23 protein-coding genes and 1 other RNA gene are annotated in these 25,594 nt (G+C 37.7%); 12 read left to right on the top strand and 12 right to left on the bottom strand.

The features are described 5' to 3' along the window. Positions 1-363: 363 nt before the first annotated feature. The 4 genes from L2B55_RS14175 to L2B55_RS14160 all read right to left on the bottom strand — a co-directional run bounded on the left by L2B55_RS14175 (position 364) and on the right by L2B55_RS14160 (position 5,705). Positions 364-2,721 carry an arylsulfatase gene (locus tag L2B55_RS14175; protein ID WP_237846792.1) on the bottom strand — a complete coding sequence of 786 codons (2,358 nt, stop codon included), beginning with the start codon at positions 2,719-2,721 and terminating at the stop codon, positions 364-366. A gap of 745 nt (positions 2,722-3,466) precedes the next feature. Further along, positions 3,467-3,864, bottom strand: a transfer-messenger RNA (tmRNA) gene (gene ssrA / locus L2B55_RS14170). 127 nt (positions 3,865-3,991) lie between these two features. Beyond that, positions 3,992-5,224: a pyridoxal phosphate-dependent aminotransferase gene (locus L2B55_RS14165; protein ID WP_237846791.1), complete on the bottom strand. Its 1,233-nt coding sequence runs from the start codon at positions 5,222-5,224 to the stop codon at positions 3,992-3,994. 85 nt (positions 5,225-5,309) lie between these two features. Next, entirely contained in the window at positions 5,310-5,705 is a 396-nt protein-coding gene (locus tag L2B55_RS14160; RefSeq protein ID WP_237846790.1) for a DUF1573 domain-containing protein, read from the bottom strand. A gap of 331 nt (positions 5,706-6,036) precedes the next feature. Between L2B55_RS14160 and L2B55_RS14155 the strand changes: the two genes are divergently transcribed. Both L2B55_RS14155 and L2B55_RS14150 read left to right on the top strand, forming a co-directional pair. Then, positions 6,037-8,475 (top strand): alpha-ketoacid dehydrogenase subunit alpha/beta, encoded by a 2,439-nt coding sequence (locus tag L2B55_RS14155; protein ID WP_237846789.1) that lies wholly within the window; start codon positions 6,037-6,039, stop codon positions 8,473-8,475. A 141-nt stretch (positions 8,476-8,616) separates the two neighbouring features. After that, positions 8,617-9,177: a tetratricopeptide repeat protein gene (locus L2B55_RS14150; RefSeq protein ID WP_237846787.1), complete on the top strand. Its 561-nt coding sequence runs from the start codon at positions 8,617-8,619 to the stop codon at positions 9,175-9,177. An 81-nt stretch (positions 9,178-9,258) separates the two neighbouring features. Here the strand turns inward: L2B55_RS14150 and L2B55_RS14145 are convergent, their stop codons facing one another. Next, positions 9,259-9,936: a rhomboid family intramembrane serine protease gene (locus tag L2B55_RS14145; protein ID WP_237846786.1), complete on the bottom strand. Its 678-nt coding sequence runs from the start codon at positions 9,934-9,936 to the stop codon at positions 9,259-9,261. 421 nt (positions 9,937-10,357) lie between these two features. Here L2B55_RS14145 and L2B55_RS14140 point away from each other — a divergent pair, with 421 nt between their 5' ends. From L2B55_RS14140 to L2B55_RS14120, 5 genes are all read left to right on the top strand, one after another. Continuing rightward, positions 10,358-11,443 (top strand): phosphoglyceromutase, encoded by a 1,086-nt coding sequence (locus tag L2B55_RS14140; protein WP_237846785.1) that lies wholly within the window; start codon positions 10,358-10,360, stop codon positions 11,441-11,443. A 238-nt stretch (positions 11,444-11,681) separates the two neighbouring features. Then, on the top strand, positions 11,682-12,071 hold the full coding sequence (locus L2B55_RS14135) for a DoxX family protein (RefSeq protein ID WP_237846784.1): 390 nt from the start codon (positions 11,682-11,684) through the stop codon (positions 12,069-12,071). A gap of 99 nt (positions 12,072-12,170) precedes the next feature. Then, complete coding sequence (locus L2B55_RS14130) at positions 12,171-12,584, top strand: DUF4345 domain-containing protein (RefSeq protein WP_237846783.1); 414 nt, start codon at positions 12,171-12,173, stop codon at positions 12,582-12,584. 410 nt (positions 12,585-12,994) lie between these two features. Beyond that, positions 12,995-13,573 carry a hypothetical protein gene (locus L2B55_RS14125; protein WP_237846782.1) on the top strand — a complete coding sequence of 193 codons (579 nt, stop codon included), beginning with the start codon at positions 12,995-12,997 and terminating at the stop codon, positions 13,571-13,573. A gap of 112 nt (positions 13,574-13,685) precedes the next feature. After that, positions 13,686-14,138, top strand: coding sequence for a YybH family protein (locus tag L2B55_RS14120; protein ID WP_237846781.1), 453 nt, complete (start codon positions 13,686-13,688; stop codon positions 14,136-14,138). Positions 14,139-14,193: 55 nt separating this feature from the next. On the opposite strand, the gene L2B55_RS14115 is transcribed toward L2B55_RS14120, so the two are convergent. After that, a complete protein-coding gene (locus L2B55_RS14115) occupies positions 14,194-15,117 on the bottom strand; it encodes a metallophosphoesterase family protein (RefSeq protein WP_237846779.1) in 924 nt (307 codons plus the stop codon). 306 nt (positions 15,118-15,423) lie between these two features. Between L2B55_RS14115 and L2B55_RS14110 the strand changes: the two genes are divergently transcribed. Together L2B55_RS14110 and L2B55_RS14105 are read left to right on the top strand one after the other, a co-directional pair. After that, the gene (locus tag L2B55_RS14110; RefSeq protein ID WP_237846778.1) at positions 15,424-15,801 is read left to right on the top strand and encodes a cupin domain-containing protein; all 378 of its coding nucleotides are present in this window, start codon (positions 15,424-15,426) and stop codon (positions 15,799-15,801) included. Positions 15,802-16,057: 256 nt separating this feature from the next. Beyond that, entirely contained in the window at positions 16,058-18,340 is a 2,283-nt protein-coding gene (locus tag L2B55_RS14105) for a Tex family protein (RefSeq protein ID WP_237846777.1), read from the top strand. 87 nt (positions 18,341-18,427) lie between these two features. Here L2B55_RS14105 and L2B55_RS14100 read toward each other — a convergent pair whose 3' ends face one another. Further along, positions 18,428-19,429, bottom strand: a complete 1,002-nt coding sequence (locus L2B55_RS14100) for an N-acetylmuramoyl-L-alanine amidase family protein (RefSeq protein WP_237846776.1) — start codon at positions 19,427-19,429, stop codon at positions 18,428-18,430. A 286-nt stretch (positions 19,430-19,715) separates the two neighbouring features. Here L2B55_RS14100 and L2B55_RS14095 point away from each other — a divergent pair, with 286 nt between their 5' ends. Beyond that, positions 19,716-19,928, top strand: coding sequence for a hypothetical protein (locus L2B55_RS14095; protein WP_237846775.1), 213 nt, complete (start codon positions 19,716-19,718; stop codon positions 19,926-19,928). Positions 19,929-20,011: 83 nt separating this feature from the next. Continuing rightward, positions 20,012-20,509: a YkgJ family cysteine cluster protein gene (locus tag L2B55_RS14090; protein WP_237846774.1), complete on the top strand. Its 498-nt coding sequence runs from the start codon at positions 20,012-20,014 to the stop codon at positions 20,507-20,509. A 21-nt stretch (positions 20,510-20,530) separates the two neighbouring features. On the opposite strand, the gene L2B55_RS14085 is transcribed toward L2B55_RS14090, so the two are convergent. Both L2B55_RS14085 and L2B55_RS14080 read right to left on the bottom strand, forming a co-directional pair. After that, the gene (locus L2B55_RS14085) at positions 20,531-21,412 is read right to left on the bottom strand and encodes an ROK family protein (protein ID WP_237846773.1); all 882 of its coding nucleotides are present in this window, start codon (positions 21,410-21,412) and stop codon (positions 20,531-20,533) included. Between the two features lie 47 nt (positions 21,413-21,459). Next, positions 21,460-22,506 (bottom strand): Gfo/Idh/MocA family oxidoreductase, encoded by a 1,047-nt coding sequence (locus L2B55_RS14080; RefSeq protein WP_237846772.1) that lies wholly within the window; start codon positions 22,504-22,506, stop codon positions 21,460-21,462. 171 nt (positions 22,507-22,677) lie between these two features. On the opposite strand from L2B55_RS14080, the gene L2B55_RS14075 reads away from it, so the two are divergent. Beyond that, the gene (locus L2B55_RS14075) at positions 22,678-23,649 is read left to right on the top strand and encodes a CobW family GTP-binding protein (protein ID WP_237846770.1); all 972 of its coding nucleotides are present in this window, start codon (positions 22,678-22,680) and stop codon (positions 23,647-23,649) included. Here the strand turns inward: L2B55_RS14075 and L2B55_RS14070 are convergent. The 3 genes from L2B55_RS14070 to L2B55_RS14060 form a co-directional block, all read right to left on the bottom strand. Then, positions 23,646-24,266, bottom strand: coding sequence for an NAD(P)-dependent oxidoreductase (locus L2B55_RS14070; protein ID WP_237846769.1), 621 nt, complete (start codon positions 24,264-24,266; stop codon positions 23,646-23,648). The genes L2B55_RS14075 and L2B55_RS14070 overlap by 4 nt on opposite strands. Before the next feature lie 175 nt (positions 24,267-24,441). Then, positions 24,442-24,849: a VOC family protein gene (locus L2B55_RS14065; protein WP_237846768.1), complete on the bottom strand. Its 408-nt coding sequence runs from the start codon at positions 24,847-24,849 to the stop codon at positions 24,442-24,444. 91 nt (positions 24,850-24,940) lie between these two features. Then, on the bottom strand, positions 24,941-25,516 hold the full coding sequence (locus L2B55_RS14060) for a porin family protein (protein WP_237846767.1): 576 nt from the start codon (positions 25,514-25,516) through the stop codon (positions 24,941-24,943). Positions 25,517-25,594: the final 78 nt, after the last annotated feature.

The raw sequence follows: 25,594 nt of genomic DNA, 5'->3' as shown, positions 1-25,594 counted from the left end.
TAAACACTTTAGAATACAAATTTTTCAAGGTAAAATATTGAATTAGTACAAATTTTTCAAGACAAATCCTTGCAAATTTTTCAAGCTTAGACCTCTTTGATATTTAAATTTACAAATTTTTCAAGATTAAATAATGATTTTTTACAAATTTTTCAAGGCAATATTTCGTAACTAAGTACTGTTTGACAAAATCCCAGGATAATAACCGGTAAAAAAAACCGGGGAACAGCACTATAGAAAAAATTTGGTTTCATTTTTAGTCTTAATATTTAAAATTGATTTAATTAATATTTCTAAGTTTTTCTTTGAAAGAACCAACGGTCATCAAATTGTTGAACGTTGGTTCTTTTATGTTCTTTAACATTACTTCTTGGCAATATTTACGGTTACCTTGTCAATCTTCCCATTGAACTTAGATGATTCACCATAATCGGCCACAGGTGTTCCTTCATCAATACCAATATCTGCCAAATCATCAACAGAGAATATTCCCGGCTGTGTTTTTTCAAACTTATTTTCAGCGACCTTTTTACCATCAACGTAAATTGTTGCAGTTCCACCTTTTCCTACCCCAACTCCATCGTATCTGAAATCATACATCAATTTATACTTACCTGCAGGCAGTGCATCAGTGGCCATCACTTGCATAGACTGCAAGCCAAGATAATTGTAAGTAAAGGCAGGTTTTCCATTTTTCATATAGAATGACAAGCCTCCAAAACGACCACCCTGGCAAACAATAACACCGTTTCCATTGGCTTTTACATCCACATCAGCAGTTATGGTGTAAGAAGTATTTCTCAGGTCTATAAAAATATCAACCCCCATTCCTTTCATGCCCTCTCCATATGTTACAGAGGTTCTGTCACCCATAACAGTTGGCCGGCCCATCACTGCCGCATTGGTTCTTTCCAGGAGGCGATCGTCCAACGGCAAAACATGATATTTTTCAGCTTCCTTCATAAACAATGCTTCCATGGATTTCAGTTTGTCTGGGTTTTTCGCTGCCAGATCATCAGACAAACTGAAATCTTCAATAGTATTGTATAACTCCCATTTATCTTCCTGTAGTGTATTGAGGGGTTTCTGTCTCCATGCCGGCCTATGTATAGTGCGGGCAAACCAGCCATCCTGATACACCCCCCTGTTGCCAAACATTTCGAAATATTGTACTCTATGTTGCTCGGCTGCACCGGCATTATTAAATGTATATGCAAGGCTTGTACCCTCAATCGGATCTTGTTTAATACCATTAACCATGGTTGGTGCAGGTATTTTTGTAACCTCATAAATAGTTGGAGCGATATCAATTACGTGGCCAAACTGCGAACGCATTTCGCCTTTTGCTTTGATACCCGCCGGCCATTGAATGATCATGCCATTTCTAGTGCCTCCAAAATCAGAAGCAACCTGCTTGGTGTAAGAGAAAGGAGCATCCATTGCCACTGCCCATCCTGCTGCAAAGTGCGGATAGGTGCTGGGGCCACCCCATTCGTCATAATGCTTTAGCATATCAGGAACAGTTTCGACCACACCATTAAAATAAGTCATCTCACTGTACATGCCGTTCATTTGTCCTTCGGCACTTGCGCCATTATCTCCGGCAATGAATATGATTAATGTATTATCCATTACCCCTAATTCTTTAATAGTTGAAATGAATCTTCCAACTTCGTAATCGGTTTGTTCAGCAAAACCTGCATACACTTCCATTTGGCGTGTAAATAGTTTTTTCTCGTCTGTCGAGAGTTTATCCCAATCTTTTATATCGGCCGGTTTTGGTGCAAGTTTTGTATTTGAAGGAACAATGCCCAGTTTTTTCTGCCGCTCTAATGTCTGTTCACGAATCTTATCCCAACCCTGATCAAATTTCCCTTTGTATTTATCGGCCCATTCTTTTGGAACATGATGAGGCGCATGCGTTGCACCCGGTGCGAAATAAATAAAGAAAGGTTTATCGGGAGATAATGCCTGCTGATAACGAACCCATGAAATGGTCTGGTTGGTCATATCCGTAGTAAAGTGATAATTCGGATCGGTCGGTGTTTCTACTATTGTAACCCCGTCATAAATTAATGGAGCCCATTCATTGGTTTCGCCACCAATGAAGCCATAAAATTTTTCGAATCCCGAACGTGTAGGCCAACGGTCCTGGGGACCCGAGTTGGAGATTTCCCATGTAGGTGTTTCGTGATACTTGCCAAAGGCGGCCGTATTATATCCGTTTTGGCGCAATACCTCGGCCATAGGTGTTATTGTTTGAGGCCTTACTCCGGTATTTCCCGGAAAGGTGGTAGCAGCTTCGGTAATACAGCCCATATTATTACTATGATGGTTGTATCCTGTAAGCAATGCCACTCTGGTAGGTGAGCAAAGTGCACTGGTATGAAAACGGTTATATTTAATACCGTTATCAGCAAGTTTATCCATGTTAGGTGTGCTTACAGGGCCACCAAAGACTTCGGACACTCCAAACCCCATATCGTCTATTAATACAATCACAACATTGGGTGCACCTCGTGGGGGTTTTATATCAAAATGTGTCGGAGGTGTGGCATATCTTACATCAAGTTCTTTATAAGTCTTGCGTGTTGGTTCTTTAATGGGGAGAACCGTTCTGTCCAAACTTTTTGAAGAAGGGTCCTGGGCATTTGACTGACAAACCTGCAAAACACTTAAAGCAGTTGCCATAAATGCGCCTAAAAGAAATGTCTTTTTCATAGCTAAGCATTGATTAACGAGTAAAACACTTTGGCTTATTGTTAAACAATTAAATTTTCCCACTAAGAGAATTATTAAGAAACGCTCACATGAAAGGGATGAAGGGCTGTGTGTTTAGGTTTTAATACTGGCTATAACACATAAATAAGGAGTACGAGTAGAGAGCTTTTCAAAAACATGAAATAGTGTTGTTTAATTTACCTATCATTTATGAGTTTATCAATTAAAAGTATCTGATTTTCAAAAAGTAATTAAAGTTATCCTTCTCTACGATCCTTCCTTACTTGCAGTAAAAATCTCTCCGTCAATTCTTGACAGAACCATTGCTCAACTCACATGTTTCGGCTTGTTTTTTTCTGAAGATGCTCCTAAGGAAGTAACGCTGAAGACCTTTTTAAGTGACCACAGAACCTGCAAAACGGCCACGAATTACGCATGAATACTAAGATATACGCAATCTCAGTATTTTCAAACACATTTCTATAGCACATTAAAAAGTATTCTTAACGCCCTGAAACGTAGAAAAATAGAAATTGATATATGAAATACGCATTGCGCATTTTGGGTTGAAGAATCTAATACTGCTGGTTGTCAGAAAGAGTGCTGACTGTGATAAAAGCTCAAGTCACTTAAACCTAATTTGCATTTTAAAGTTATAAAATTGCCACCTTTTTTGCCACCCATAAATTAAAATTAAACAAAAAACGCCGTTTATTATACATAAACGGCGTTTTTGTTACTTAAGTGGTGGAGTCGGAGGGATTCGAACCCTCGTCCAAACATGGGATCTGTTGCGCTTTCTACATGCTTAGTTGGTGTTTAATTTTCGACCGTAACCTGCCCCCCTACAGGCTAATTACAGCTTAGCTTCTTAAATTGTCGGGTTAGCTGCGAAGCGTTACTAACCTTATTCCTTCTTTTTAGTGCTCCCATTTCAAACGCGGAAGGATTGCGCTTTTGGGGAACATCTTGCCTCTAGCACTATGCTAGATAAAAGTAGTTTCACATCCTGTGAAGATTACGCAGCAAGAGCGTAGTTATTTTCGCCATTTATAGGTTGAGGATTTTCTTTTACAGGCACTCTCCACAACGCCTGGCATGCTTACACACAAATCTTCCACCCTGTCAATTCCGGTCGACCCCATTTGTATGAAAGATTACAAATATAGTGTAATTGCTTATGCTATGCAAACAGATTGCTGTTGCTTATTTGTAGTATTGTTATTAACCATAGTTGATAGATTGATAAACCATCTCGGAATATAATTGGTTATAGTGCTGATTTGGCAGTTAGTCCGGTTGATGATAAAATTCTACCCGGGTACTCAACAAGGGCCTTCTCCAAACATATTAAAGCTTTTTTCAAATCGTCCTGATTGATTACATAAGCCATGCGCACCTCATTTCGGCCAGCTCCCGGTGTTGAATAGAAACCAGTAGCCGGTGCTAGCATTACCGTTTGGTTTTCGTAGGTGAATTTATCCAGCATCCACTCACAAAAACGATCACTATCATCAATTGGTAAACGGACAATTGCATAAAATGCACCGCCTGGATTAGGACAATAAACACCCTCCATTTTGTTTAGGGTATTTACCAATAGGTTGCGGCGTTCTGAATACTCCTTTATTACAGTATCAAAATAACTTGATGGAGTAGCTATTGCGGCTGTTGCTGCGATTTGAGCTACAGCAGGAGGGGCGAGACGCGCCTGAGCATACTTTAAAGCAGCAGCATAAACTTCTTTGTTATGGGTGACTAATGCTCCCAAGCGGGCACCACAAGCGCTGTAGCGCTTCGATACTGTATCGATCATGATGAAATGGTTTTCCAATCCATCCAAGTGTCCAGGTGAGATGAATTCGCGTCCATCATAACAAAACTCCCTGTAGGCTTCATCACAAATCAAAAATAGATCATACTTTAAAACTAGTTTTTTTAGTTCTTCCAACTCTTCTTTTGAGTAAAGGTAGCCAGTTGGGTTATTCGGACTGCAAATTAATATGGCCTTGGTTTTGGGTGTGATCAAACGTTCAAACTCGCTAATTGGAGGGAGTGCAAACCCGGTTTCTATGGACGACTGGATTGGCTTAATTATAGCATCTGATAAGCATGTAAATGCATTATAATTTGCATAAAATGGTTCGGGGATAATTACTTCTTCTCCATGGTCAATACAAGCACTAATGGCAATTGTCAATGCTTCAGATCCACCATCAGTTACTAAAATGTCACTTGGAGTAATGTTGTACCCATTTTTTTGGTAATATTCGGCAAGCTTGTTTCTGTATTGAGGTGTTCCTTCTGATTGAGTGTAAGCCCAAACCTTAAAATCAATATTCTTGACGGCATCAAGCATCCCAACTGGAGTTTCAATATCGGGTTGTCCGATATTCAAATGATAAACCGTTTTACCCTCGCTTTTAGCTTTCTCTGCAAAGGGAGTTAACTTTCGAATGGGTGAAGCAGGCATTTGTAGCCCTTTAGTTGAAATCTTTGGCATGGGTGCAAAAATAAAAAAGTCCACTATATTTATAGACTATATAGCGGACTTTTTTTGTTTCGAACAAGAAACCTAAAGGATAAGTTTACTTTCCTGCTGGTTTCGTTGCAGGTTCAACATCTCCCTTAATATAAAGTACTTTTGAAGGTGTTTTAGAGTTGGAAGTAATGGTAACGTTTTTATTGAAAGCCATAGGACGACCTTGACTGTTATAAGAAACGGTTACAATACCGGTTTCACCTTTTTTCACTGGCTCTTTAGTCCATTTAGGAACTGTACATCCACAAGGTGCAGTAACGTTAGTAATAATTAACGGAGCATCGCCAACGTTAGTGAATTTGAAGTCATAAGTAGCAACGGTTCCTTCTTTAATCTTACCAAAATCATGAACTTCTTTTTCAAATTTAAACTCTGCCGACTGAGCTTTAGCAAGGTTAAAACCGGCAAACATTATAAATCCTAACAATAATAACTTTTTCATGTTGTGTGATTTTAATAGTTTCTTTTAGTTGTATTAATAAACCAATGATACAAAATAGTTCAAATATAATACCAAATATTTCTATATGTTTTAACGCTCGTTTTGGGCAATTAGTTGCATGTCAGTGGTTTTTATTTGTAACAGTTTGATGATGATGCACCTCTAGAGAGGTTTGACAATGGTTTAAAGCAAAAATTAAACCGATTGTGACCGGATGTGATTGAGGAAAAATTTTAAAGATAACACATTTAAGCCTAGCTGAATAATGCTTTAGGAGTAAATGCTGTTTACAAGCTTAATTTTCTTATTTTTGCGCACCAATTTAACCCACATGATGATTAGCGATAAAGAACACATGGTTACATCTTTATTAGAGAATAATGAGCTTAGCTTTGAAGAGTTCAAGCAAGAAGTTCTCACCGATTACCGCCTGGCGCAAGAAAGTCGTCAAGCAAGTTTATTGGGCAGAAAGGAAGTGCTGACTGGTAAAGCCAAGTTTGGCATTTTTGGTGATGGAAAGGAACTTGCACAAATTGCAATGGCCAAGGTTTTTAAAGAAGGCGATTTTCGTTCGGGGTATTACCGTGACCAAACGTTTCACTTTGCTGCCGGTATGTACAACATTAGTGAGTTTTTTGCTCAATTGTACGCACACGCCGATGTAAATGCTGAAAGTTCAACTGCCGGAAGGGGAATGACTTGTCATTTTGGTACCAGAAGCCTTGATGATAATGGCAACTGGAATAATCTTACCGAGATGAAAAATTCTTCGGCAGATATTTCATGTACTGCGGGTCAAATGATTCGTTTAGTCGGTTTAGCACAAGCATCAAAACTTTATCGCGAGAATAAAGAGTTGGCATACATGACCCATTTTTCTAAAAATGGTAATGAAATAGCCTTTGGTACCATTGGTGACGCCAGCACATCGGAAGGTCATTTTTTTGAAGCTTTAAATGCGGCAGGGGTATTACAAGTTCCTATGTTAATGTCGGTTTGGGATGATGGTTATGGAATTTCTGTTAGTCAGAAATATCAAACTACCAAGCAAAATATTTCAGAATTATTAAAAGGCTTTCAGCGTGATGAGAATGGTGAAGGCTTTGAAATTATACGAGTAAAGGGTTGGGATTATGCCGGATTAGTAGAGGCTTATGAAAAAGCCGCTTCTATTTGCCGTACCCATCATATTCCGGTTTTAGTTCATGTGCAAGAGGTTACACAACCGCAAGGACACTCAACCTCAGGTTCACATGAGCGTTATAAATCAAAAGAACGGTTGGAATGGGAAGCTAACCATGATTGTATTAAAAAAATGCGGGAATGGATTGTAGAATCATCAATTGCCACTGTTGAGGAGTTGGATCAAATTGATGAAGAAGCAAAACGTTATGTGCGCGAAATTCAGAAAAAAGCCTGGGCTGATTTCAATGCTCCAATTAAGACAGAGATTACTGAATTGGTAACCATTTTTGATGAAATTGAAGGGCAAAGTCAATTTGCTGCTGATGTAAAATATCATAAAAACGCTTTACGCTCAGCTATTGATCCTACTCGCAAAGATGTAATCGCGGCTACTCGTAGGGTATTGCTTATTACTCGAAATGAAAAAATTGCCGGCCGCGAGAAGTTGATTAAGTGGTTAAATGAGGCCAATGAATCTAATCGCGACCGTTACAATACTTATTTATTTAGCAATACCATTGACTCACCATTGAACATGGTGGAAATTAAGCCGGAATTTCCAGAAACACCTAAAACGGTTGATGGCCGTGAAGTACTGCAAGCTTGTTTTGAAGCAAATTTCTCCCGGGATCCGCGTTTAGTTGCCTTTGGCGAAGATGTGGGTAAGATTGGAGATGTGAACCAGGGATTTGCCGGTTTACAAGAGAAATTTGGTGAGCTCCGTATTTTTGATACCGGTATTCGCGAGGCAACAATTGTAGGGCAGGGGATAGGGCTTGCTATGCGTGGACTGCGTCCGATTGCTGAAATTCAATACCTTGATTATATTTATTATGGCTTGCAGCCGCTTGCCGATGATTTATCATCATTGACTTACCGTACTAAACGTGGACAAAAAGCGCCGTTAATTATCCGTACACGCGGTCACCGTTTGGAGGGTATTTGGCATGCTGGCTCACCAATCGGGGTGTTGATTAACGCTTTAAGAGGTATGCACTTGTGTGTGCCACGTAATATGACTCAGGCGGCAGGTATGTATAATATGTTATTGCGTTCAGATGAACCTGCATTAGTAATTGAATGTTTGAACGGTTACCGATTGAAGGAAAAACTTCCAAGCAATGTTGGTGAGTTTACTGTGCCATTAGGTAAACCAGAAGTTTTACGTGAGGGTTCTGATATTACCCTTGTAACCTATGGTTCTTGTGTGCGTATTGCTGATGAAGCTGCTCATCAGTTGGCAGAATTAGGTATTTCTGTTGAATTGATAGATGTTCAAACCTTATTGCCTTTCGACTTGAATCATTCCATTCTTGAATCAATTAAGAAAACCAGTCGCGTATTATTCCTCGATGAGGATATGCCTGGAGGAGCGACTGCATATATGCTTCAAAAAGTGATGGAAGAGCAGAAAGGTTTCCGTTATTTGGATTCGGAACCACGTACATTAACGGCTAAGGAGCATCGTCCGGCTTATGGTTCTGATGGTGACTATTTCTCTAAGCCTAACATTGAAGATGTAGTTGAAACTGTTTATGAGATGATGCGTGAGGCTAACCCTCATCGTTTTCCCAAGTTATACTAATTATTGAAGGGTGATTTACGAAGTGCAATTTTAAAGTTAAAATCTAAAATTGCGCTTCGTACTTCTAAAATCAATGGTTAATTTTGTGCTTCGTTTAGTGTTATATATAAAAATCATTACTTACTACTCATAACTTAATACATGTTAAAGTATTCTCGTTTAGCGTTGGGGATTGTAGCTTTTGGCTTTGCCATTTACCTGTTTGTTATTGGTCAAATTGCATGGGGACTATTAGCTCTATTATTTTCTATCTTATTTGTTGTGTTTTTCTTTAGAAATGAAAACATGCTTGCTGCATTTTTCTACATGAGAAAAAACAATCTTGAAAAAGCACATTCTTTCTTACAAAGAATTAAGCACCCGGAAGCGGTTTTATTGAAAGGTCAACAGGCTTATTATTACTTTTTAGTGGGCACATGTGAAGCGCAAAAGAGCATCTTCCAATCGGAGAAATATTTTAAAAAGGCTCTTGCAATTGGTTTACGTATGGATCATGACGTTGCAATGGCTAAGTTAAGTTTGGCAGGTGTTGCAATGAGCAAAGGAAACAAACGTGAGGCGCAAAATTTATTAGCAGAAGCTAAGAAGTTGGACAAAAACAAAATGCTGGCAGAGCAAATTAAAATGATGCAACAGCAAATGGGTATGGTTGGCATGCAAAAAGTAGGCATGCAAAGCTACCATGGCAGAAAGAGAATGTAAGCTAAAAAATTAAATAAAGAAAAAGCTGAATGGTTGTTAAGACTGTTCAGCTTTTTTGTTAAGTACAGGGATCAACAATACTTAGTGCAATAAACTATCAGGTTTAGATTCTTCATCGTCTTTGTTTTCCTCATTCCAATATTCATCGTCAAACTCTTCTTCCTCATCCTCATTTTCAATCGCATAAGTTTTACGTTGTGGGCCTTGATTTCTGAAGAAATAACCCAGTAACGCTCCAATAACGCCTCCTGTTAAATGTGATTCCCAAGAAAGCTCAGGGCTTATAGGAAAGATACCCCAAATTAAACTACCGTATAAAAATACCACCAAAAGGGATAAGCCCATTAATCGCGGATCTTTTCTGAATAATCCACTAAAAAATAAAAAGGAAGTGAGACCGTAAACAACACCGCTTGCTCCAATATGTATTGCAGGTCTTGCAAAAAGCCAAACACCTAACCCCGTAAGTAGGTAAATACTGAAAATAGTTTTAATAGCCAACTCTTTAAAGAAATACCACAGCATAGTTGCCGTGATGAGCAAGGAAAGGGAGTTAGATGCCAAATGGTTGATGTCTGCATGGATGAAGGGAGCTGTTAAAATGCCTTTTAGTCCGTTTATGCTTCGAGGATAAATGCCCCAATGTGCAAAGCTAATATCAAACTTAAACTCTATCCATTTTACAATCCAAAGTAATAATACCAGGTAAAAGCCAATGATAAAACTTTTGATTATTGAGCCGGTTTGAGTAGTTTCCAATGAGTTTGATTTTTACGAAAGATAATTAATTTGTTTATTCAGTATCATTTATAATTAACCGCTTTACTTGTTTATGGTTTTTACCTATTGGAAGTTTCATGCCGTTTTTTAGCTTACCCGGTTAAGGAACACCATTTTAAGGCTAATAAAAATCAATTAACGTTAATAGTAAATAAGAAACCTCGGTCAGTAGCAATCGATCCATATTATTTTAAGTTGGATGAAAATCGTGTGGATAATATGCATGCTGTAATTGTTAATTAAATCTTGAGGATATACTGCATGCGTTATTTCTGTTTAATTCGCCAAATAGCCGTTAATAATAGCCAATACATTAATCAATGGATGGAAAGATCTTTGTCACTACGGTACGGGAATATGAGCCAAAAATTGTATCTTAATTCATCAGCTCATTTGCCTTATGAAAAAGCTGCTTGTACTGATGCTATCCATTTTTGTTCTCAATGTTTTTGCTCAATCTGAGCATAAAACGAAGAACATTATACTTATTACCCTGGATGGTTACCGCTGGCAGGAATTATTTACAGGGGCAGATTCAGCCTTGGTATTTAATAAAGAATATACGGCAAATACCTTTAACACAGTTACGCGATTTTGGGGAGCAACTGAAAATGAGCGCAGGCAAAAATTAATGCCTTTTATGTGGCAAACCCTTGCTCAACAAGGACAGCTTTATGGCAATCGCCGCTTGAACAACAAAGTAAATGCGACAAACCCTCATTGGGTGTCATATCCTGGTTATTGCGAAATTTTATGTGGATATGTTGATACCTTAATTGGGGGCAATAAAAAAAGGAACAATCCGAATATTACCGTTTTGGAGTTTTTAAACAATATCGAAGAGTTTAAAGGTAAAGTAGCTGTTTTTAGTTCATGGGATGTATTTCCATATATCGTAAATGCCAATCGGTCCAAAATTCCGGTGAATACCGGATTTAGCCGGGCTGAAAATGAACAAGGGAGTGCTAATATAAAACTCCTAAATACCATGCAAAATCAGGTTCCAGAGTTGTTTGGAGGTGTACGTTTCGACGTATTTACTCATTACTTGGCAATGGAGTACATGAAGAAGCATAATCCAAGAGTCATATTTATTGGTTATGGCGAACCCGACGAATGGGCACATAAAGGTAAATATGAAAATTATCTGCAATCAGCAAATTACATTGATCAGTTCATTGCCGATATATGGAATTTTGTTCAAACCAACCCTTTTTATAAAGATAAAACCACGCTGCTTATTACGACTGATCACGGTCGGGGGGATGCGAAAAAGGGAAAATGGAAAAGCCATGGATTTGATATTGTAGGAGCAGGGGATGTATGGCTGGCCGCTATTGGTCCTGACACCAAGCCGTTAGGCGAAATCAAAACAGAAGGACAACTTTATCTCACGCAAATAGCCCAAACCATAGCCAATTTATTAGGGCTTGAATACTCAAACCATAAACCATTAGGAGGAGCCGTTATCTCAATAATCCATTAAAAAACCATCTTTAACCAATTGAAGAAGTTAATGGAATTACACTAGTTATTCTTTCCCTTTAAGTTTAATGACTATTCTTTGTTAAGCCTTATTGAGCATATAGCAATGTAATCAAAGGCTTGGGTTTTTGTTGAAAATCACCCTCTCAATTGTCGCTTTCACACCTCCTGATTGAAAAAAAAGCCATGCATCTTTACACTATCAAAATCATTTGTGTTAACCTCAAAAAACAGAAAAAATGAAAAGTTCAATAAAAAGTAAAGTATTATTTGTGCTCTCGCTCTTGTTTGGTTTAATGTTTATCAATGCGGGGCTTAATAAGTTCTTAAACTATATGCCAATGCCAGGCAACTTACCCGAAAGAATGGTAAAAGTAATGACTGCCATAATGGAAATAGGTTGGCTTTTACCATTGGTTGGAATAGCTGAAATTGTTGGTGGTTTGTTAGTGGTCATACCAAAAACCAGGGCAATAGGAGCGTTGATTCTTTTTCCGGTAATGGTTGGGATATTACTAACCAATATCGTTATAGACATGAGTGGCTTACCAATTGCAATTGCATTTGGAGCTGTACTAGCCTGGATTATCTACGATAACAAAGTTAAATACCTACCCTTGATAAAATGAGTTTGCTATAAACTCACAATAAAAACTTAATCTTGGTATTTACCAAGATTAAGTTTTTACATCGACCCTAACTTTGTCTTAAATAAAAGTTTTAAGGCAATGAAAAAACAAAAAGCAATTAAAGTCGGCAACACCCTCTTTGTCGGTATCTCAATTCTGGGTTTAGGTTCAGTAAGCCTGCTGTCTCTTTATAACCCACAAGCCACCATGGATCTGGTTAGGGTGAACTTAACCAATACTGATGCAATAAGTTCTATCAGGGGTATTTATGGCGGCGTTGGCTTAACTATCGTCATTAGTTTATGTTATCTCCTGTTTCAAAGGGTTATCGTTGCAGTGCAATTTCTTACTTTGTTTTGGTGTTCATATGCACTATCAAGATTAATCACCATTTTTATTGATGGCCCCTTAGGCGGATTTGGCAATCAATGGATTGTGATTGAGTCTATCTTCTTTCTATTCGGCATAATCCTGCTGTTCCTCAATAGAAATCTAAAGTACGAGCAACATTAAACGATTCGGGAAATTATTCAAAAAAATATCATGAATCATAAACTGAATTTCGCCTTTCTACTCGCCCTTGTTTTAGGCACTCTATCTTTTATAGCATGTAGTATATCAGACGCATCTTATAGAGGCCCTAGTTATTCAGGAGCGAATCCGACCCCACATTTTCTAAAGATGGAAACAACAACAGCTAGTCTAGAAGAAGAAGTACAGCTAAGGCAGGATAAGCATAATTGTCTGGATACAAGGTCAATGTCTGCTGTGTCTAATATTACACAGGGAGCGCTTATTTTACAATAATTGTTGATATAAAATTGCAGTTTTATAAATTTGCCCAAAGGAACAGTTTATCTGCCTAATTTTCTGTTCAGGACATACTACATCTTTAAAAATTAATTTTTTAAACACATTTAACTATGAAAAAGAACGTTTTTCTGGGGATTTCCATGCTATTGTTGTTAATGGCGTGTAAAAAAGAGAAACCTGTAGAACCGACAAAGCATCCGGAAATGAATTATGTGGATTTACAAAATGCCGAGGTCAAGTATCAGCAAACTAAAAAAATCGACTATGACAATGACGGTATTGATGACCTCTCTTTTGGAGTGTTATTGGTAGGTGATCCTATATTGGAAATCGACCGTTTACAGTTTTACGCTAACGCAAAAAATCACTCTGGTTTCTTGATCGATGCACGGCAAGAATCACTTGCACTCAATAAGTTTGATGTAATTACAAAAAACTATGAAGGTTATACATGGGTAATGAATCCGGCAACTATTTTGTGTGAAAAAATTACGGACAATAATGGCAGTCATTGGACCGGACCTTGGGCAGACGCCAATCGTAAGTATTTGCCATTACAGATAACAAAGAACGAGAAAACCTATAATGGCTGGGTGGAAATTTCTTTTGATAAAATAGGAGAAAAATTGGTGCTCCACAAAATAGGCCTAAGTACTGAAGAAAATAAAGATGTAAAGGCTGGATTTTAAGCTGACATCGCTAGCTTTACTAAGTCTTTTAAAATTAATTGGCTTTTAGATACAGATGGCCGGTTTCATAGTCGGCCTAAAACTAAGGTCTTTTTTTCTAATGCAACCTGTAATGACTAAATATATTCAAGTGAAAGCAATTGTTTTTCTATCGATAAGTGCTCTGTTGATTACTTCATGTCATCATTCTAATAAAGATGAAATCAAAAATGAAATTTTTCAAACTGAAAAAGCATTTGAAAAGATGGCAGCAGAGAAAGGTATAGCAGAAGCTTTCTATTATTTTGCAGATGAAAAGGCCGTAATAAAGAGGGAAAATGATACCCTAATTAAAGGGAATGAGAATATTAAAATTTATTACGACAAAAATAATACTAAAAATGCAACAGTAAACTGGACACCAGATTATATAGACGTTTCTGATTGCGGAACATTTGGGTATACATACGGTAAATATTCCTGGAAAGTAAAGAACAAAGAAGGTGTTCTAAAGGAATATAAAGGAATATTTCATACCGTATGGAAGAAACAAATGGATGGTGATTGGAAATATGTCTGGGATTAAATTATAAAAAAAAATATCTTGCCGATTACGCTATAAAATTTTAATAAACAGTTAATTAATAAGTGTACATTGTTCTGGAACTTGTACCATCATCATGCAATTCCATAACAGCATATGCTGGTGCAAATTCCTGGAATTTACCTTTCCACCATCCCCCGCAAACAGCACCATTGCAATAATATTTAACTCCTAAATATTCCAGTTCATCTTGTAAATGGATATGTCCACTGATACACACTTTAATATTAGGATATTCAATGAATAGTTTTTTGAGATCAATGGCATCAATGTGCATCAAATTTCGCTTGAACAATCGATCTCCATTACTCTCTGTCTTCTCAAAAAACAAACCTGCACAAATGGAAAGTATAGGAATATGTGAAACGATACAGATGTAATTTTCTTTCGGTATATTTTGTAAAGTTTGTTTTAACCACTCCAGTTGTTCTTCATCAATTTTAGCAATGTATCCTCCGGCAGGGTTTAACTGTGTGCTATCCAAAACAATAAAATGCCATTTGCTTTTTTGAAAGCTATAATAACGTTTCGGCATTTGGAATTCATCAACTATCCATTGTTTGCCGTATTGGTTATCTGAGTTAAGTCCATCGGTTTTTGAAAACCACCCCCAAATATCATGGTTGCCAATGCAATGATGTATTGGAAGGCTGTTGTTGTTCTTTAAGATACTGTTGAAAATATCGAATTGTGCTCGGGTAGATGCTTTATCTGCTTCCAAAGCGTCCCAAATGGCATCACCTCCATTTATGATAAAATCTACTTTAACTTTTGATTGTTGCACCTGGTGCAATGCTTTTGTCATGCCTGTTTCAGGAACAATACCCGACTTTACATGGATATCGGTCAGGTGAGCAAAACGAAGAGGGTTTTTCTTTCTGGTAACTAATTCATTAGAAAAACCCAGGGAGGGAATTGCAACCGAAAGCAGCGATGCTTTTACAAACGAACTTCTTTTCATTACTAACCAGTTTGAGCTTTAAATTTATTAATTTCATTTCGGAAGGCAATGCCTTTGATATACCCGGCTGTTTCATATAATAGAAGAAAATCCTTCCTAAAGGTTTCAAATAACTGAACTTAAACTTTTTATTGTCATATTTTTTATCGAAACTTTGTAAACTATTTGTCGATAAACAGTATTAGCACCGCTCAACATTAATACACTTCAGTTTCTCATTCTTTCAGCATTCCCAACAGCGCTCTTATTTGTATTTAATTCTTTTTGTTGATTCAGAATTTACCATTATAAAAACAGGAGGTAACTATGAAATACGCTCTCAAATTTCAGGTAATTCTACTTGGCTTAATGTTTATTACAATTGCTGCTAAGGCTCAGGATCCAATAAAAGTAGCGCCCGGTCAGTATCAAAAAGTACTGCTTGATAATGCTCATGTGCGTGTGATGGAAGCTGTCATTAAGCCAGGAGAAGAAGTTCCCTGGCACTCACATCCTAATCATATTGCTTACATACTATCAGGAGGTAAGCTGGAGTTTACCGCCAAAGGCAAATCGCCTGAGACTGTAGAATTGGCTGCTGGGAAAGCTATGTATTTTGATGCCGTAACCCATATGGCAAAAAACATTGGTGATACCGAAGTTAAAGTGATTGTAATTGAATTGAAAGATCAGAAGAAAAAGTGATTAAGACTTGAATCATATCTTAATCTTCAGAATTGCACAGCCACAAAGTGCATGGGAACCATGATCTTTTCTGGGTTGACTATGTGCTTTGTGGTTGAAATTTACCGAAATTTTAGATTGACTTTACATTTGCCTAATGAGAAAATCTACAATGGTTAAAGCAACCCATTCATATTAAAACTCTTACCTATCTTTTTTAAAAATCTCTCCCTTTGCTAAAAAGACAGGGTTATATTTGCAGCCTCATTTAAAAATCATGTCAGAGCAAAAATACTTTCTGAAGATTGCCCAGGATTTGGGCATCGGCAGCCGCCAGGTAGAAGCAACGGTAGGATTGTTGAACGAAGGAGCTACAATTCCTTTTATTTCTCGTTATCGTAAAGAGTTAACAGGCAGTCTTGATGAGGTGGCTATTACCGCTATTCGTGATGAGATAGAACGTTTACGTGATCTTGATAAGCGCCGGGAAACAATTCTTAATTCTATTCGTGAGCAAGGCAAGCTGACCGACGAGTTGGAGAAAGATATTCTTGCAGCCGAAACGATGAGCCGCTTAGAAGATCTTTATCTTCCGTACAAACCAAAGCGAAGAACCAAAGCTACTATTGCACGAGAGCGAGGCTTGGAGCCATTGGCTTTGGTTATTTTTGCTCAGGAATTGAAAGATATTGATGCTGAAGCAGCAAAATTCATTGACGCAGAAAAAGAAGTGAACAATGAAAGTGAAGCTTTACAGGGCGCGCGAGATATCATTGCTGAAATGGTGAACGAAGATGCGGTGTGCCGTGAGAAAATGCGTGCGCTGTTTACCGATAAGGCTGTGATTTCCTCAGCGGTAATGAAGGGTAAAGAAGAAGAAGGCGCTAAATACCGTGATTACTTTGAGTGGTCTGAACCATTGAAAAACTGTCCTTCTCATCGTTTGCTGGCAATGCGTCGTGGTGAGAAAGAAATGATTTTGAGTCTAGATATTGCACCTGTTAAGGAAGATGCAATTGAGATTATAGAAGGTTTATTTGTAAAGAACAGGGGAGAAGCAGCTGAGCAAGTTAAAATAGCTATTGACGATTGTTACAAACGTTTGCTGGCTCCTTCGATAGAAACCGAAATGCGTTTGCTGACCAAGAAAACGGCTGATGAAAAAGCTATTGTGGTTTTTGCAGATAACCTTCGGGAATTATTATTGGCCTCACCAATGGGTCAGAAAAGTATTTTAGCTATTGACCCGGGCTTCCGTACAGGATGTAAAGTAGTGGTGCTAAACCCGCAGGGGAAATTATTGGAGAACACCGTTATTTATCCTACTGCATCTTCTGCTGGAAAGATAGTTGAGGCAGAAGCTACTGTTTTGGCCCTTTGCCAGCGTTTTGAGATTGAGGCGATTGCCATTGGTAACGGAACGGCAAGCCGTGAAACAGAATCATTTGTACTCGGTATAAAAGAGCTTCCGAAAGATATTTTGGTGGTAATGGTAAATGAGGCCGGAGCATCTGTTTATTCCGCTTCAGAAGTAGCGCGTGAAGAGTTTCCGGATTATGATGTAACAGTGCGTGGTGCCGTTTCAATTGGTCGTCGATTAGCCGATCCATTGGCCGAACTAGTTAAAATTGATCCTAAATCAATTGGGGTAGGCCAGTACCAACATGATGTGGATCAAACAGCTTTAAAAAATAAATTGGATGAGGTTGTTGGTTCATGTGTGAATGCGGTGGGGGTTGAGGTGAATACAGCAAGTAAGCAATTGTTGACTTACGTTTCTGGTCTAGGCCCTGCATTAGCTCAAAATATTATCAATTACCGTAACGAAAAGGGAGCATTCAAATCGCGTAAGGATCTGATGGCGGTTCCGCGTATGGGTGAGAAGGTATTTGAGCAGGCTGCCGGTTTCTTACGTATTTTAAATGGAGAACACCCATTGGATGGAAGTGCAGTTCACCCTGAATCATATCACATTGTTGAGAAAATGGCTGCCGATCTTAGCTGTAAGGTTGAAGATTTGTTAGCTAATAAAGACCTGCGAAAAAAAATCGACCTTAAGATATATGTAACCGATACCGTTGGGTTGCCTACACTGAATGATATTTTACAGGAGTTGGATAAACCAGGCCGTGACCCTCGTAAAGAGTTTGAAGCTTTCAAGTTTGCCGATGATGTTAATGAAATTGCCGATTTAAAAGTGGGTATGCGTCTGCCGGGTATTGTTACTAATGTTACCAATTTCGGGGCATTTGTTGATATTGGTGTGCATCAGGATGGGTTAGTTCACTTAAGTCAATTGTCGAATCGTTTTATTACTGATGCCAATGAAGTGGTTAAGGTTGCACAAAAAGTTTGGGTTACCGTAACCGAGGTTGATGTTGATCGTAAACGAATTGGACTTACCATGAAGGACGAAAGCGCTCCAGTTCAACGTACCAAAGCTGAAAAAGAAAAAATGCGTAACGAACGTGCTAATCGTCAGCATGGTAATAAAGGTAAAGCTGAAGAGCCTCAGGATATGAACTCAATGCTTGCTGCTTTGAAGAATAAATGGAAGTAAGTCAGTAATTGAAAGTTAAACAGAAAGGGCTGTCTAATAGTAAGATAGCCCTTTCTGTTTAAGATCTTTTCATGAAGGAGTTAAGTGTTAGTCGGCCGTATTTACCGGAACATAACTAACTCCATTTTCCCTATTTCTCTTATAGGTCATAATGGCTTTTATGATGGCTGTTGCAATTTCATCTTTTCCTTTCTCACTATTCATATAATCTTCCTCATCCGGGTTAGAAACAAAACCAGCTTCTACCAGGATGCTTGGCATTGCAGTCGCTTGGAGTACCCAAATGCCTTCATTGTTACGTTGTTTCACTCCACGGTTTACTCGACCTTGCTTGGTAAATTCATTTTGAACCAAGTCGGCTAACATAAGGCTTTGATCAAAAAACTTCTTGGTCATTAATGAAGCAATGATTCGGGCTTCCGGAGAGTCAAACATATCGTCTCCTGATGATGAACTTCCATGTTCACTATGTTCGCCATGGAGTTCTGAAGAGTCAGAGGTGTTGTTTTGGACAAACTGTACTTTTGAATCGTTTTTATTTACAGCCCAAATAAAAGTTTCCGTACCATTAGTAACGCTCGGGCCGTTCCAAGTACGGTAAACTGGTACCTTTTGAGTGTGTTTTTTTCTTTTCTTGCCTTTGCCGGTATAATAGGTTGTTGTTTTATAATCAACAATTTCACTGTACTTTTTACCCGGCGCCCAATTGCAGTGCAAACTGATAAATAAATCACCATGGTTGTCATTAGCAAATCTGGCACGATAACGGTTGGCCTCGCGAGGACTTGTGAAGCCCCCTGCATCATTCCTGTCGTTCCTGGTGAATAAGACTTTGCAATCCGGTAGGGAGTCTTGTATCTTTTTGGCAAGAGCCTGTCCAAAGCTGAGGGTTAAATCAGCTTCATAACTATATCTTCCCTTGGCATTTAGCGTCGGATAACCATGACCTGGATCAATAATGATAGTTTTGATAGTCTTAGGTTTGGCCGATTGAGCAACAGCCGTTTGGAAACTGAATAATGAAATGGTTGAAAGAAGTAAAGAGAGAGCAAATTTTAGTTTTACAATTGATTTAAGTCTTTTTTGCATTTTATTGAACTATTAACGATAACCCTATTTAGTTAATAATAATATCCCGATCTCGCCTGTTTATACCGTTAATTATAACACACCTAAACAACGCCCAAAAAATATTTATTTTATTCAGGGGCTTAAAATAATTTTATTTTTTCAAAAGGTGAGAAAATAAAATGATATTATCTTCATATTTAAATAATGTAATTAAAATGTTAGCTGGTTTTACAAAAGTTTCTTAATTAGTTTGAAGTATTTGCATCAATAGGACTTAAACCCTATTTTTGGCAAAATTTTAAATATGGAAACCAAAATAGATAAAGACTTCGCATTTTTAGCCGTAGGTGTTATTGTTATCATGATTGGAACATTTGCGCGTTTCATCATGGATTCACATTTATTGTCATTGGTATGCTGGGGAATAATTGCTGTAGGTACTGTATTGAGCTTTATGGCAATTGCTAGTATGCTGAATACTTCACACGAACGTGATCTTCATCAAGAAAATAAATAATTCTAAAGATTCAGTTAGAACTAATCTTTTTGATATATCATCCATTTACCTCACCCTTGCGTGGGGTAAATGTGTTTTAGGGGATGAGGATGATTGATTTAAAACAGCTCAAAGGAGAAGCACAAAAGCGTAAGAAAGAAAATAAGAAGTATTTCGAACGATTAAAGAGTAAAAAATCTCATGATGTTGATGAGGCTTTTGCCGAGCAGCATGAACACGTTTTTGCCCATACTGATTGCTTAACCTGTGCTAATTGTTGTCGTGGAACGGGGCCGCTGTTTACTCAACGCGATATTGAACGCTTAGCATCGCGTTTAAAAATGAAACCGGGTAGTTTTGTAGAAAAATACCTTAGAGTTGATGAGGATAATGATTATGTATTGCAGTCAGTGCCTTGTCCTTTCTTAGGAGATGATAACTATTGTTCGGTTTATGACGACAGACCCAAAGCCTGTCGCCAATATCCTCACACTGATCACTCGCCCATGTTGCAAATTCTTGATATAACCTTAAAAAATACTGCAATTTGTCCGGCTGTTTACGAAGTAGTGGAGCGAATGAAGAAATACTTTCCCGCTTAGCTCTTTAATTGTGCTACACTATCAAACGGTTAATTCTTCACTAAATAGAGATGCTGCACCTATAAGTGCTGCTTCCTCAGATAATTCTGCTTTAGTGATCTTTACTTTCGGGAATTCCTTTTGAACATCATCCTGCACCTTGCCAATGAATAAATTCCAGGCATTGGCAATGTTTCCGCCTATAACCACATATTCAGGATTTTTCTCACGCAAAATAGGAAGTATGAAATCGCTTAAACTTTGACTGAACTCGTCAAAAACCATTTGAGCAGTTCCGTCGGTAGCTGTCAATTCTGAAAGCTGTTTTACATCAGCCACTGAGCGTCCGGAAAGTGCTTCGTAACGATTGACAAACCAGCGGGTTGAAATATAATCTTCGGCCATTCCGTCTCGAAACTCACTACACCAAAGGTCTGCATCTTCTGCACTATTATCCGCAAAATAGGCCGAACCTAATCCGGTTCCAAGGGTTATTCCGAAAGCGGTTTTGGCCCCGGCTGCAGCACCACTAAATGTTTCTCCTTTTAAAAAACAGGCGGCATCGTTTAAAAAACGGAAATTGTATTCAGGTAATTGAAGAGCTTCCGCCAGTAAGGTTTTAATATTTAATCCGTAAAGTAAATCATATTTGTTTTGCCCTTGAATAAAGCAGATGCCCTTTTCGTAATCAAACGGTCCCGGCATGGCTATTCCTATACCTGCTATTTCCGTTTTATCTACTTGCTCAATCGAATTAGCAATGCATCCCGACCAAACAGAAATTATATTATCTGGAGTTCCGTGTGCGTTAACACGCATACGCATATGGCTCGACTCAATAATCTTTCCGTTATTAAGGTCAATTACCGCCGAAGTTATATGCGATCCTCCTATATCAACGCCTATGGCAAATTTTTTAATCATTTTAAACTACAAATTGGGGTGGAAGATACTTAATTTAATTGCCTTCATCAAAGGTTAACAACCTGTTTTGTGATATTACTTTTATAAGCAGCTTCAATAAGTTGAATGCCTTTCATGGCATCTTGGGGATTAACAGGGACAGGTCCTTTATTACGAATGTGATCATATACAAGTTCGTAAAATTTAGCATAGTTTGAAACAGGAGTAGGCAACTGTTTTTTCATAGAAACCCCGTCGTTTATAATATTCAGAATACCCCATTCAGCTTCGGGTTCAACACCATAGTCTGTTTCAAAAGGAGTCATTCCGGCCGCAAGTTGCATCTCCTGCAAATTCATTCTTTTTTTAATGAATGATCCATTTGTTCCATGTAATATATAACCGGGAAGCTCTTCTTTAGCTAAAATTGTACTCTTAAGCTTTAATCTGAAATTAGGATAGAACAATAGCAATTCGAAATAATCATCTACTAGGGAGCCGTCGCGGGTTTTACGGATATCAGCAAAAAGGCTTTGTGGCATACCAAATAATGCAATGGCCTGGTCAATAATATGCGTGCCTATTTCATATAAAAGACCTGTGGCCGGAGCTGCTTCCTCTTTGTGTTTTTTAGGATTTAGTTCGGTTTTAAAACGTTCAAATCTGAAATCAGCTTCAACTAATCTTCCTAAAGCTTCACTTTCAATAACGTTTTTTACAATTAAATAATCACCATCCCAGCGACGGTTATGAAATACAGAAAGCATCTTTTGACGTTCATTTGCCAACGATATCAGCTCCTTGGCCTCAGCTGCAGTTGCTGTAAAGGGTTTGTCAATAATAACATGTTTGTTAGCTAGTAAGGCTTTCTTTGCTAAATCATAATGTGTTTGATTGGGAGTGTTGACAATGATGAGTTCAAGACTATCATCTTTCAGTAAATCATCAACCGATTTATAGATGGTTAATTGGGGATACTGTTCTTTGGAGGCTTCATTGTTACGTTCAACTACTGCTGTCCATTTAAAGTTGTGGTTGTTAATAATTAAAGGCGCATGAAAAACTTTAGTTGAATAACCAAAAGAACAAATGCCGGTAGTAATGGGTGATAGCATTTTGGAAAATAGTGGTTGAATAATGTGAAAAACAAAGATATTAAGAATTAATGTTGTGTTGTTCAACCAACCTTTATTTATCGAATAATTGAATTTAACCTGATAAAAAATATGCTGTAACTTTGCCAGCATAATAATAAAGACGATACCTCATTTATTTATTTCATAAAAATGCAATACCCAGTTCCTGTTACCATTTTAACCGGCTTTTTAGGCGCCGGAAAAACATCTTTACTGAATCAGCTTATAAAACAAAATATGGATAAGAAACTGGTTGTTCTGGAAAATGAATTTGGTGATGTAAGTATTGATAGCGAATTGGTGTTTAAAGGTAACAATGAATTGTTTGAGATTTCCAATGGCTGTATTTGTTGTTCCATGAGTGGAGAATTTAACGAAGTGTTGGCTAAGTTGATACAAGAAATTCCTGTTTTTGACCACCTTGTGGTTGAAAGTACCGGAATTGCAGATCCTTCGTCAGTAGCAGCTGCATTTGTCGGCGATCAGATCATTCAATCACACTTTAAACTGGATGGCGTAATTTGTTTGGTTGATGCCCAAAATGTGCTTTCTCAATTGAAAGAGCGAGAAGAAGTTCGTAAACAGTTGGCATTTTCCGATGTGATTGTAGTTAATAAAGTCGATTTAATTGATGCTGAAGAGTTAATGACTGTTGTAGCTACGATAAAAAAAATAAACCCTTATGCTTCCCTGGTTAACTCCCTGCATGGAGAACAGGAAGAACTTAACTTATTGAGTTTATCAGCATATAGTCCTAAAAAAGTAGAACAAGGGTTTAGGTTCTTTCCAATGGGAATGCAGATAAAGCATGAAGAAGTTGTTTCGCAATCTTTTGTCTTTGATCAACCTTTAGACTTACTGAAGTTCAGGCACTGGCTCAATGTACTATTGGTGATTCAAGGTCAGAGTTTTTACAGAGTAAAAGGTGTGTTGAATTTTGCCGGTTTGGATGAACGGCATATTGTTCAATCTGTTATGAATAACGCATCTTATACTTTAGGTAGCGATTGGGAAGAAGGTATGGTTAGAACCAGTAAGATTGTATTTATAGGAAAAAATCTACGCCGCGATTTATTGGAAAAGGGGCTTAAAAATTGTTATGCTGATTTTTCATTTGTTTAAGCTTTATCGTTACTAATACCAACGCGTTTTTGAATAAAAGCCTTGTCTTTAATTTCATTAAGCATGAAGTCGGCTAAATCGCCTGTGGTAATTGAATTTCCTCCAGGATGATATTCGGATTTAACTAGATACTTTCCTGTTTTTTTTTCGTCAAGAATATTTGGAGGGCAAACAAATGTATAGTCCAGGTTGCTTCCTTTTAATAGGTCGTAAACTTTCAAATGCGAATCGGATATTTCTAAATACTGTGTTGGGAACTTTGGGGTTTGAGCAATGATATTTTTTTCGTCAGCTTGTAAAATGCCCATATTCCCCACAGCAATGAGTCGCTTTATTTGCAGGGATTTCATTCCTGAAACTATATTTTTATAGCTTTCCAACCGGTCATCAAGATTTTTAAAACCTAAAGCAGAAAGCACTATGTCATGTCCCTGCAAAGCTTCTTGAACTTTTTCCGCATCTAAGGTATCACCCATAATAATTTCAAGAGATGGATGTTGTACATGCACACCATATGGGTTGCGGGCAAATGCAGTTACATGATAGTTTTGCGCTAACGCCTGTTGAACAATTTGAGTGCCGGTGCGCCCCGAAGCACCAAAAACTAGTATTTTCATAGTTAAGAGTTATCGCGTCTTGTTATAAACAAATAGTTTTTGATATGTCTATGCGTATTCAATGATTGGCAAAAGTAAGAGAATTCCTTCTCTGTAACTATTTGCCTTATAGCGCTTTTAATATACAAATTCTGTTTTACAAGATTGAACAATCTTTTTTTATAAATTGAAAATATTATGTGTTATCATTTTCATTGTAATAATTTTTGTCATTAGGTTCCCAAAGCTCAATTTTATTTCCTTCAGGGTCCATAATCCAGCCAAACTTTCCAAAAGGATATTCTTCAACTTCGCCAACGATTGTAATGCCCTCTTCTTTGAGTACCTTAAGTAGTTCAATTAAATTCTCAACTCTGTAATTAAACATGAAAGGTTTTTCACTTGGAGAAAAATAGTCAGTATCAGCCTTAAATGGGCTCCAAGCTGTATATGCAACATGGTCAGGTTCATCTTTTAAGCGCCATTCAAACGTTCCTCCATACTCGCCGGATTGAATACCCAAATGCTTGGAATACCATTCTCTTTGTTTTTCAACATCACTGCATTTAAAGAATATGCCACCAATGCCTGTAACTCTTTTCATGGTTTTAAGATTTTATAGTTTTTTCTGTTTATAAAAATAAAAAGACCGCCTGATCAGACGGTCTTTTATTTACTTTTTTATTTTTTTGGTCTTAGAAACGGAATCCTAAACCTAATGAGAATACAGTGTTCTTAACTGAGCCAGATTCGCCTTCCTCTAATTTTGCAATGTTTGCTAAACCTAAAGTGTAACGGGCATCTAAAAATAACCCCATTGGAAATTGATATTCTGCACCAAAGTTGGCTCCCAAATCAAGGTTTTTGTAATTTTTTTTAATATCAACTGATTCGCCATTAAGCTTTTCTTTAGCGCTTAATAAAAGCCCTACCTGTGGTCCCGCTTGAAGGTTTAAGCCACTAATAACATTATACTTAAACATTAAAGGGACATTTAAATAAAGTGTGTTGTTTTTAAACTCTCCTGATTTGTATCCTTGAGATGATAACAAGACTTCTGGTTGGAAGGCAAATTTGTCAGCAATTTCAGCAGTTACTAATCCCCCAACAAAAAAGCTGGTAAGGGACGACGGAGACGCCGAAAAGCCTGCATTTGTGAATGTGTTGTTTGCAAAGTTACCACCTGCTTTAATACCAAATTTAACTGGAGATTGAGCCATTGTTGCTCCTGCCATCATTACCGAGGCAATTAATAAGTAGAATTTTTTCATTTTGTTTAATTGTTAGTACCGAACCAAACATAATGGAAAAAAATATATAAGTGTAAAATATTTTAATTTTAAGTATAT

It is taken from the genome of Solitalea lacus (genome assembly GCF_022014595.1).
In the GTDB taxonomy this organism is placed as follows: domain Bacteria; phylum Bacteroidota; class Bacteroidia; order Sphingobacteriales; family Sphingobacteriaceae; genus Solitalea; species Solitalea lacus.
The sequence above is the reverse complement of the archived record's forward strand: the minus strand, read 5'-3'. Positions and strand labels throughout refer to the sequence as shown.

Bases quoted from the DNA above. Each gene is read 5' to 3' on its own strand.
- L2B55_RS14175 (WP_237846792.1), bottom strand. From the start codon at position 2,721: ATGAAAAAGACATTTCTTTTAGGCGCATTTATGGCAACTGCTTTAAGT.
- L2B55_RS14070 (WP_237846769.1), bottom strand. From the start codon at position 24,266: ATGAAAATACTAGTTTTTGGTGCTTCGGGGCGCACCGGCACTCAAATT.
- L2B55_RS14165 (WP_237846791.1), bottom strand. From the start codon at position 5,224: ATGCCAAAGATTTCAACTAAAGGGCTACAAATGCCTGCTTCACCCATT.
- L2B55_RS14100 (WP_237846776.1), bottom strand. From the start codon at position 19,429: ATGCAAAAAAGACTTAAATCAATTGTAAAACTAAAATTTGCTCTCTCT.
- L2B55_RS14125 (WP_237846782.1), top strand. From the start codon at position 12,995: ATGAAAAAGAACGTTTTTCTGGGGATTTCCATGCTATTGTTGTTAATG.
- L2B55_RS14140 (WP_237846785.1), top strand. From the start codon at position 10,358: ATGAAAAAGCTGCTTGTACTGATGCTATCCATTTTTGTTCTCAATGTT.
- L2B55_RS14060 (WP_237846767.1), bottom strand. From the start codon at position 25,516: ATGAAAAAATTCTACTTATTAATTGCCTCGGTAATGATGGCAGGAGCA.
- L2B55_RS14090 (WP_237846774.1), top strand. From the start codon at position 20,012: ATGAGGATGATTGATTTAAAACAGCTCAAAGGAGAAGCACAAAAGCGT.
- L2B55_RS14115 (WP_237846779.1), bottom strand. From the start codon at position 15,117: ATGAAAAGAAGTTCGTTTGTAAAAGCATCGCTGCTTTCGGTTGCAATT.
- L2B55_RS14120 (WP_237846781.1), top strand. From the start codon at position 13,686: ATGACTAAATATATTCAAGTGAAAGCAATTGTTTTTCTATCGATAAGT.
- L2B55_RS14080 (WP_237846772.1), bottom strand. From the start codon at position 22,506: ATGCTATCACCCATTACTACCGGCATTTGTTCTTTTGGTTATTCAACT.
- L2B55_RS14095 (WP_237846775.1), top strand. From the start codon at position 19,716: ATGGAAACCAAAATAGATAAAGACTTCGCATTTTTAGCCGTAGGTGTT.
- L2B55_RS14065 (WP_237846768.1), bottom strand. From the start codon at position 24,849: ATGAAAAGAGTTACAGGCATTGGTGGCATATTCTTTAAATGCAGTGAT.
- L2B55_RS14075 (WP_237846770.1), top strand. From the start codon at position 22,678: ATGCAATACCCAGTTCCTGTTACCATTTTAACCGGCTTTTTAGGCGCC.
- L2B55_RS14160 (WP_237846790.1), bottom strand. From the start codon at position 5,705: ATGAAAAAGTTATTATTGTTAGGATTTATAATGTTTGCCGGTTTTAAC.
- L2B55_RS14110 (WP_237846778.1), top strand. From the start codon at position 15,424: ATGAAATACGCTCTCAAATTTCAGGTAATTCTACTTGGCTTAATGTTT.
- L2B55_RS14150 (WP_237846787.1), top strand. From the start codon at position 8,617: ATGTTAAAGTATTCTCGTTTAGCGTTGGGGATTGTAGCTTTTGGCTTT.
- L2B55_RS14130 (WP_237846783.1), top strand. From the start codon at position 12,171: ATGAAAAAACAAAAAGCAATTAAAGTCGGCAACACCCTCTTTGTCGGT.
- L2B55_RS14135 (WP_237846784.1), top strand. From the start codon at position 11,682: ATGAAAAGTTCAATAAAAAGTAAAGTATTATTTGTGCTCTCGCTCTTG.
- L2B55_RS14155 (WP_237846789.1), top strand. From the start codon at position 6,037: ATGATGATTAGCGATAAAGAACACATGGTTACATCTTTATTAGAGAAT.
- L2B55_RS14105 (WP_237846777.1), top strand. From the start codon at position 16,058: ATGTCAGAGCAAAAATACTTTCTGAAGATTGCCCAGGATTTGGGCATC.
- L2B55_RS14085 (WP_237846773.1), bottom strand. From the start codon at position 21,412: ATGATTAAAAAATTTGCCATAGGCGTTGATATAGGAGGATCGCATATA.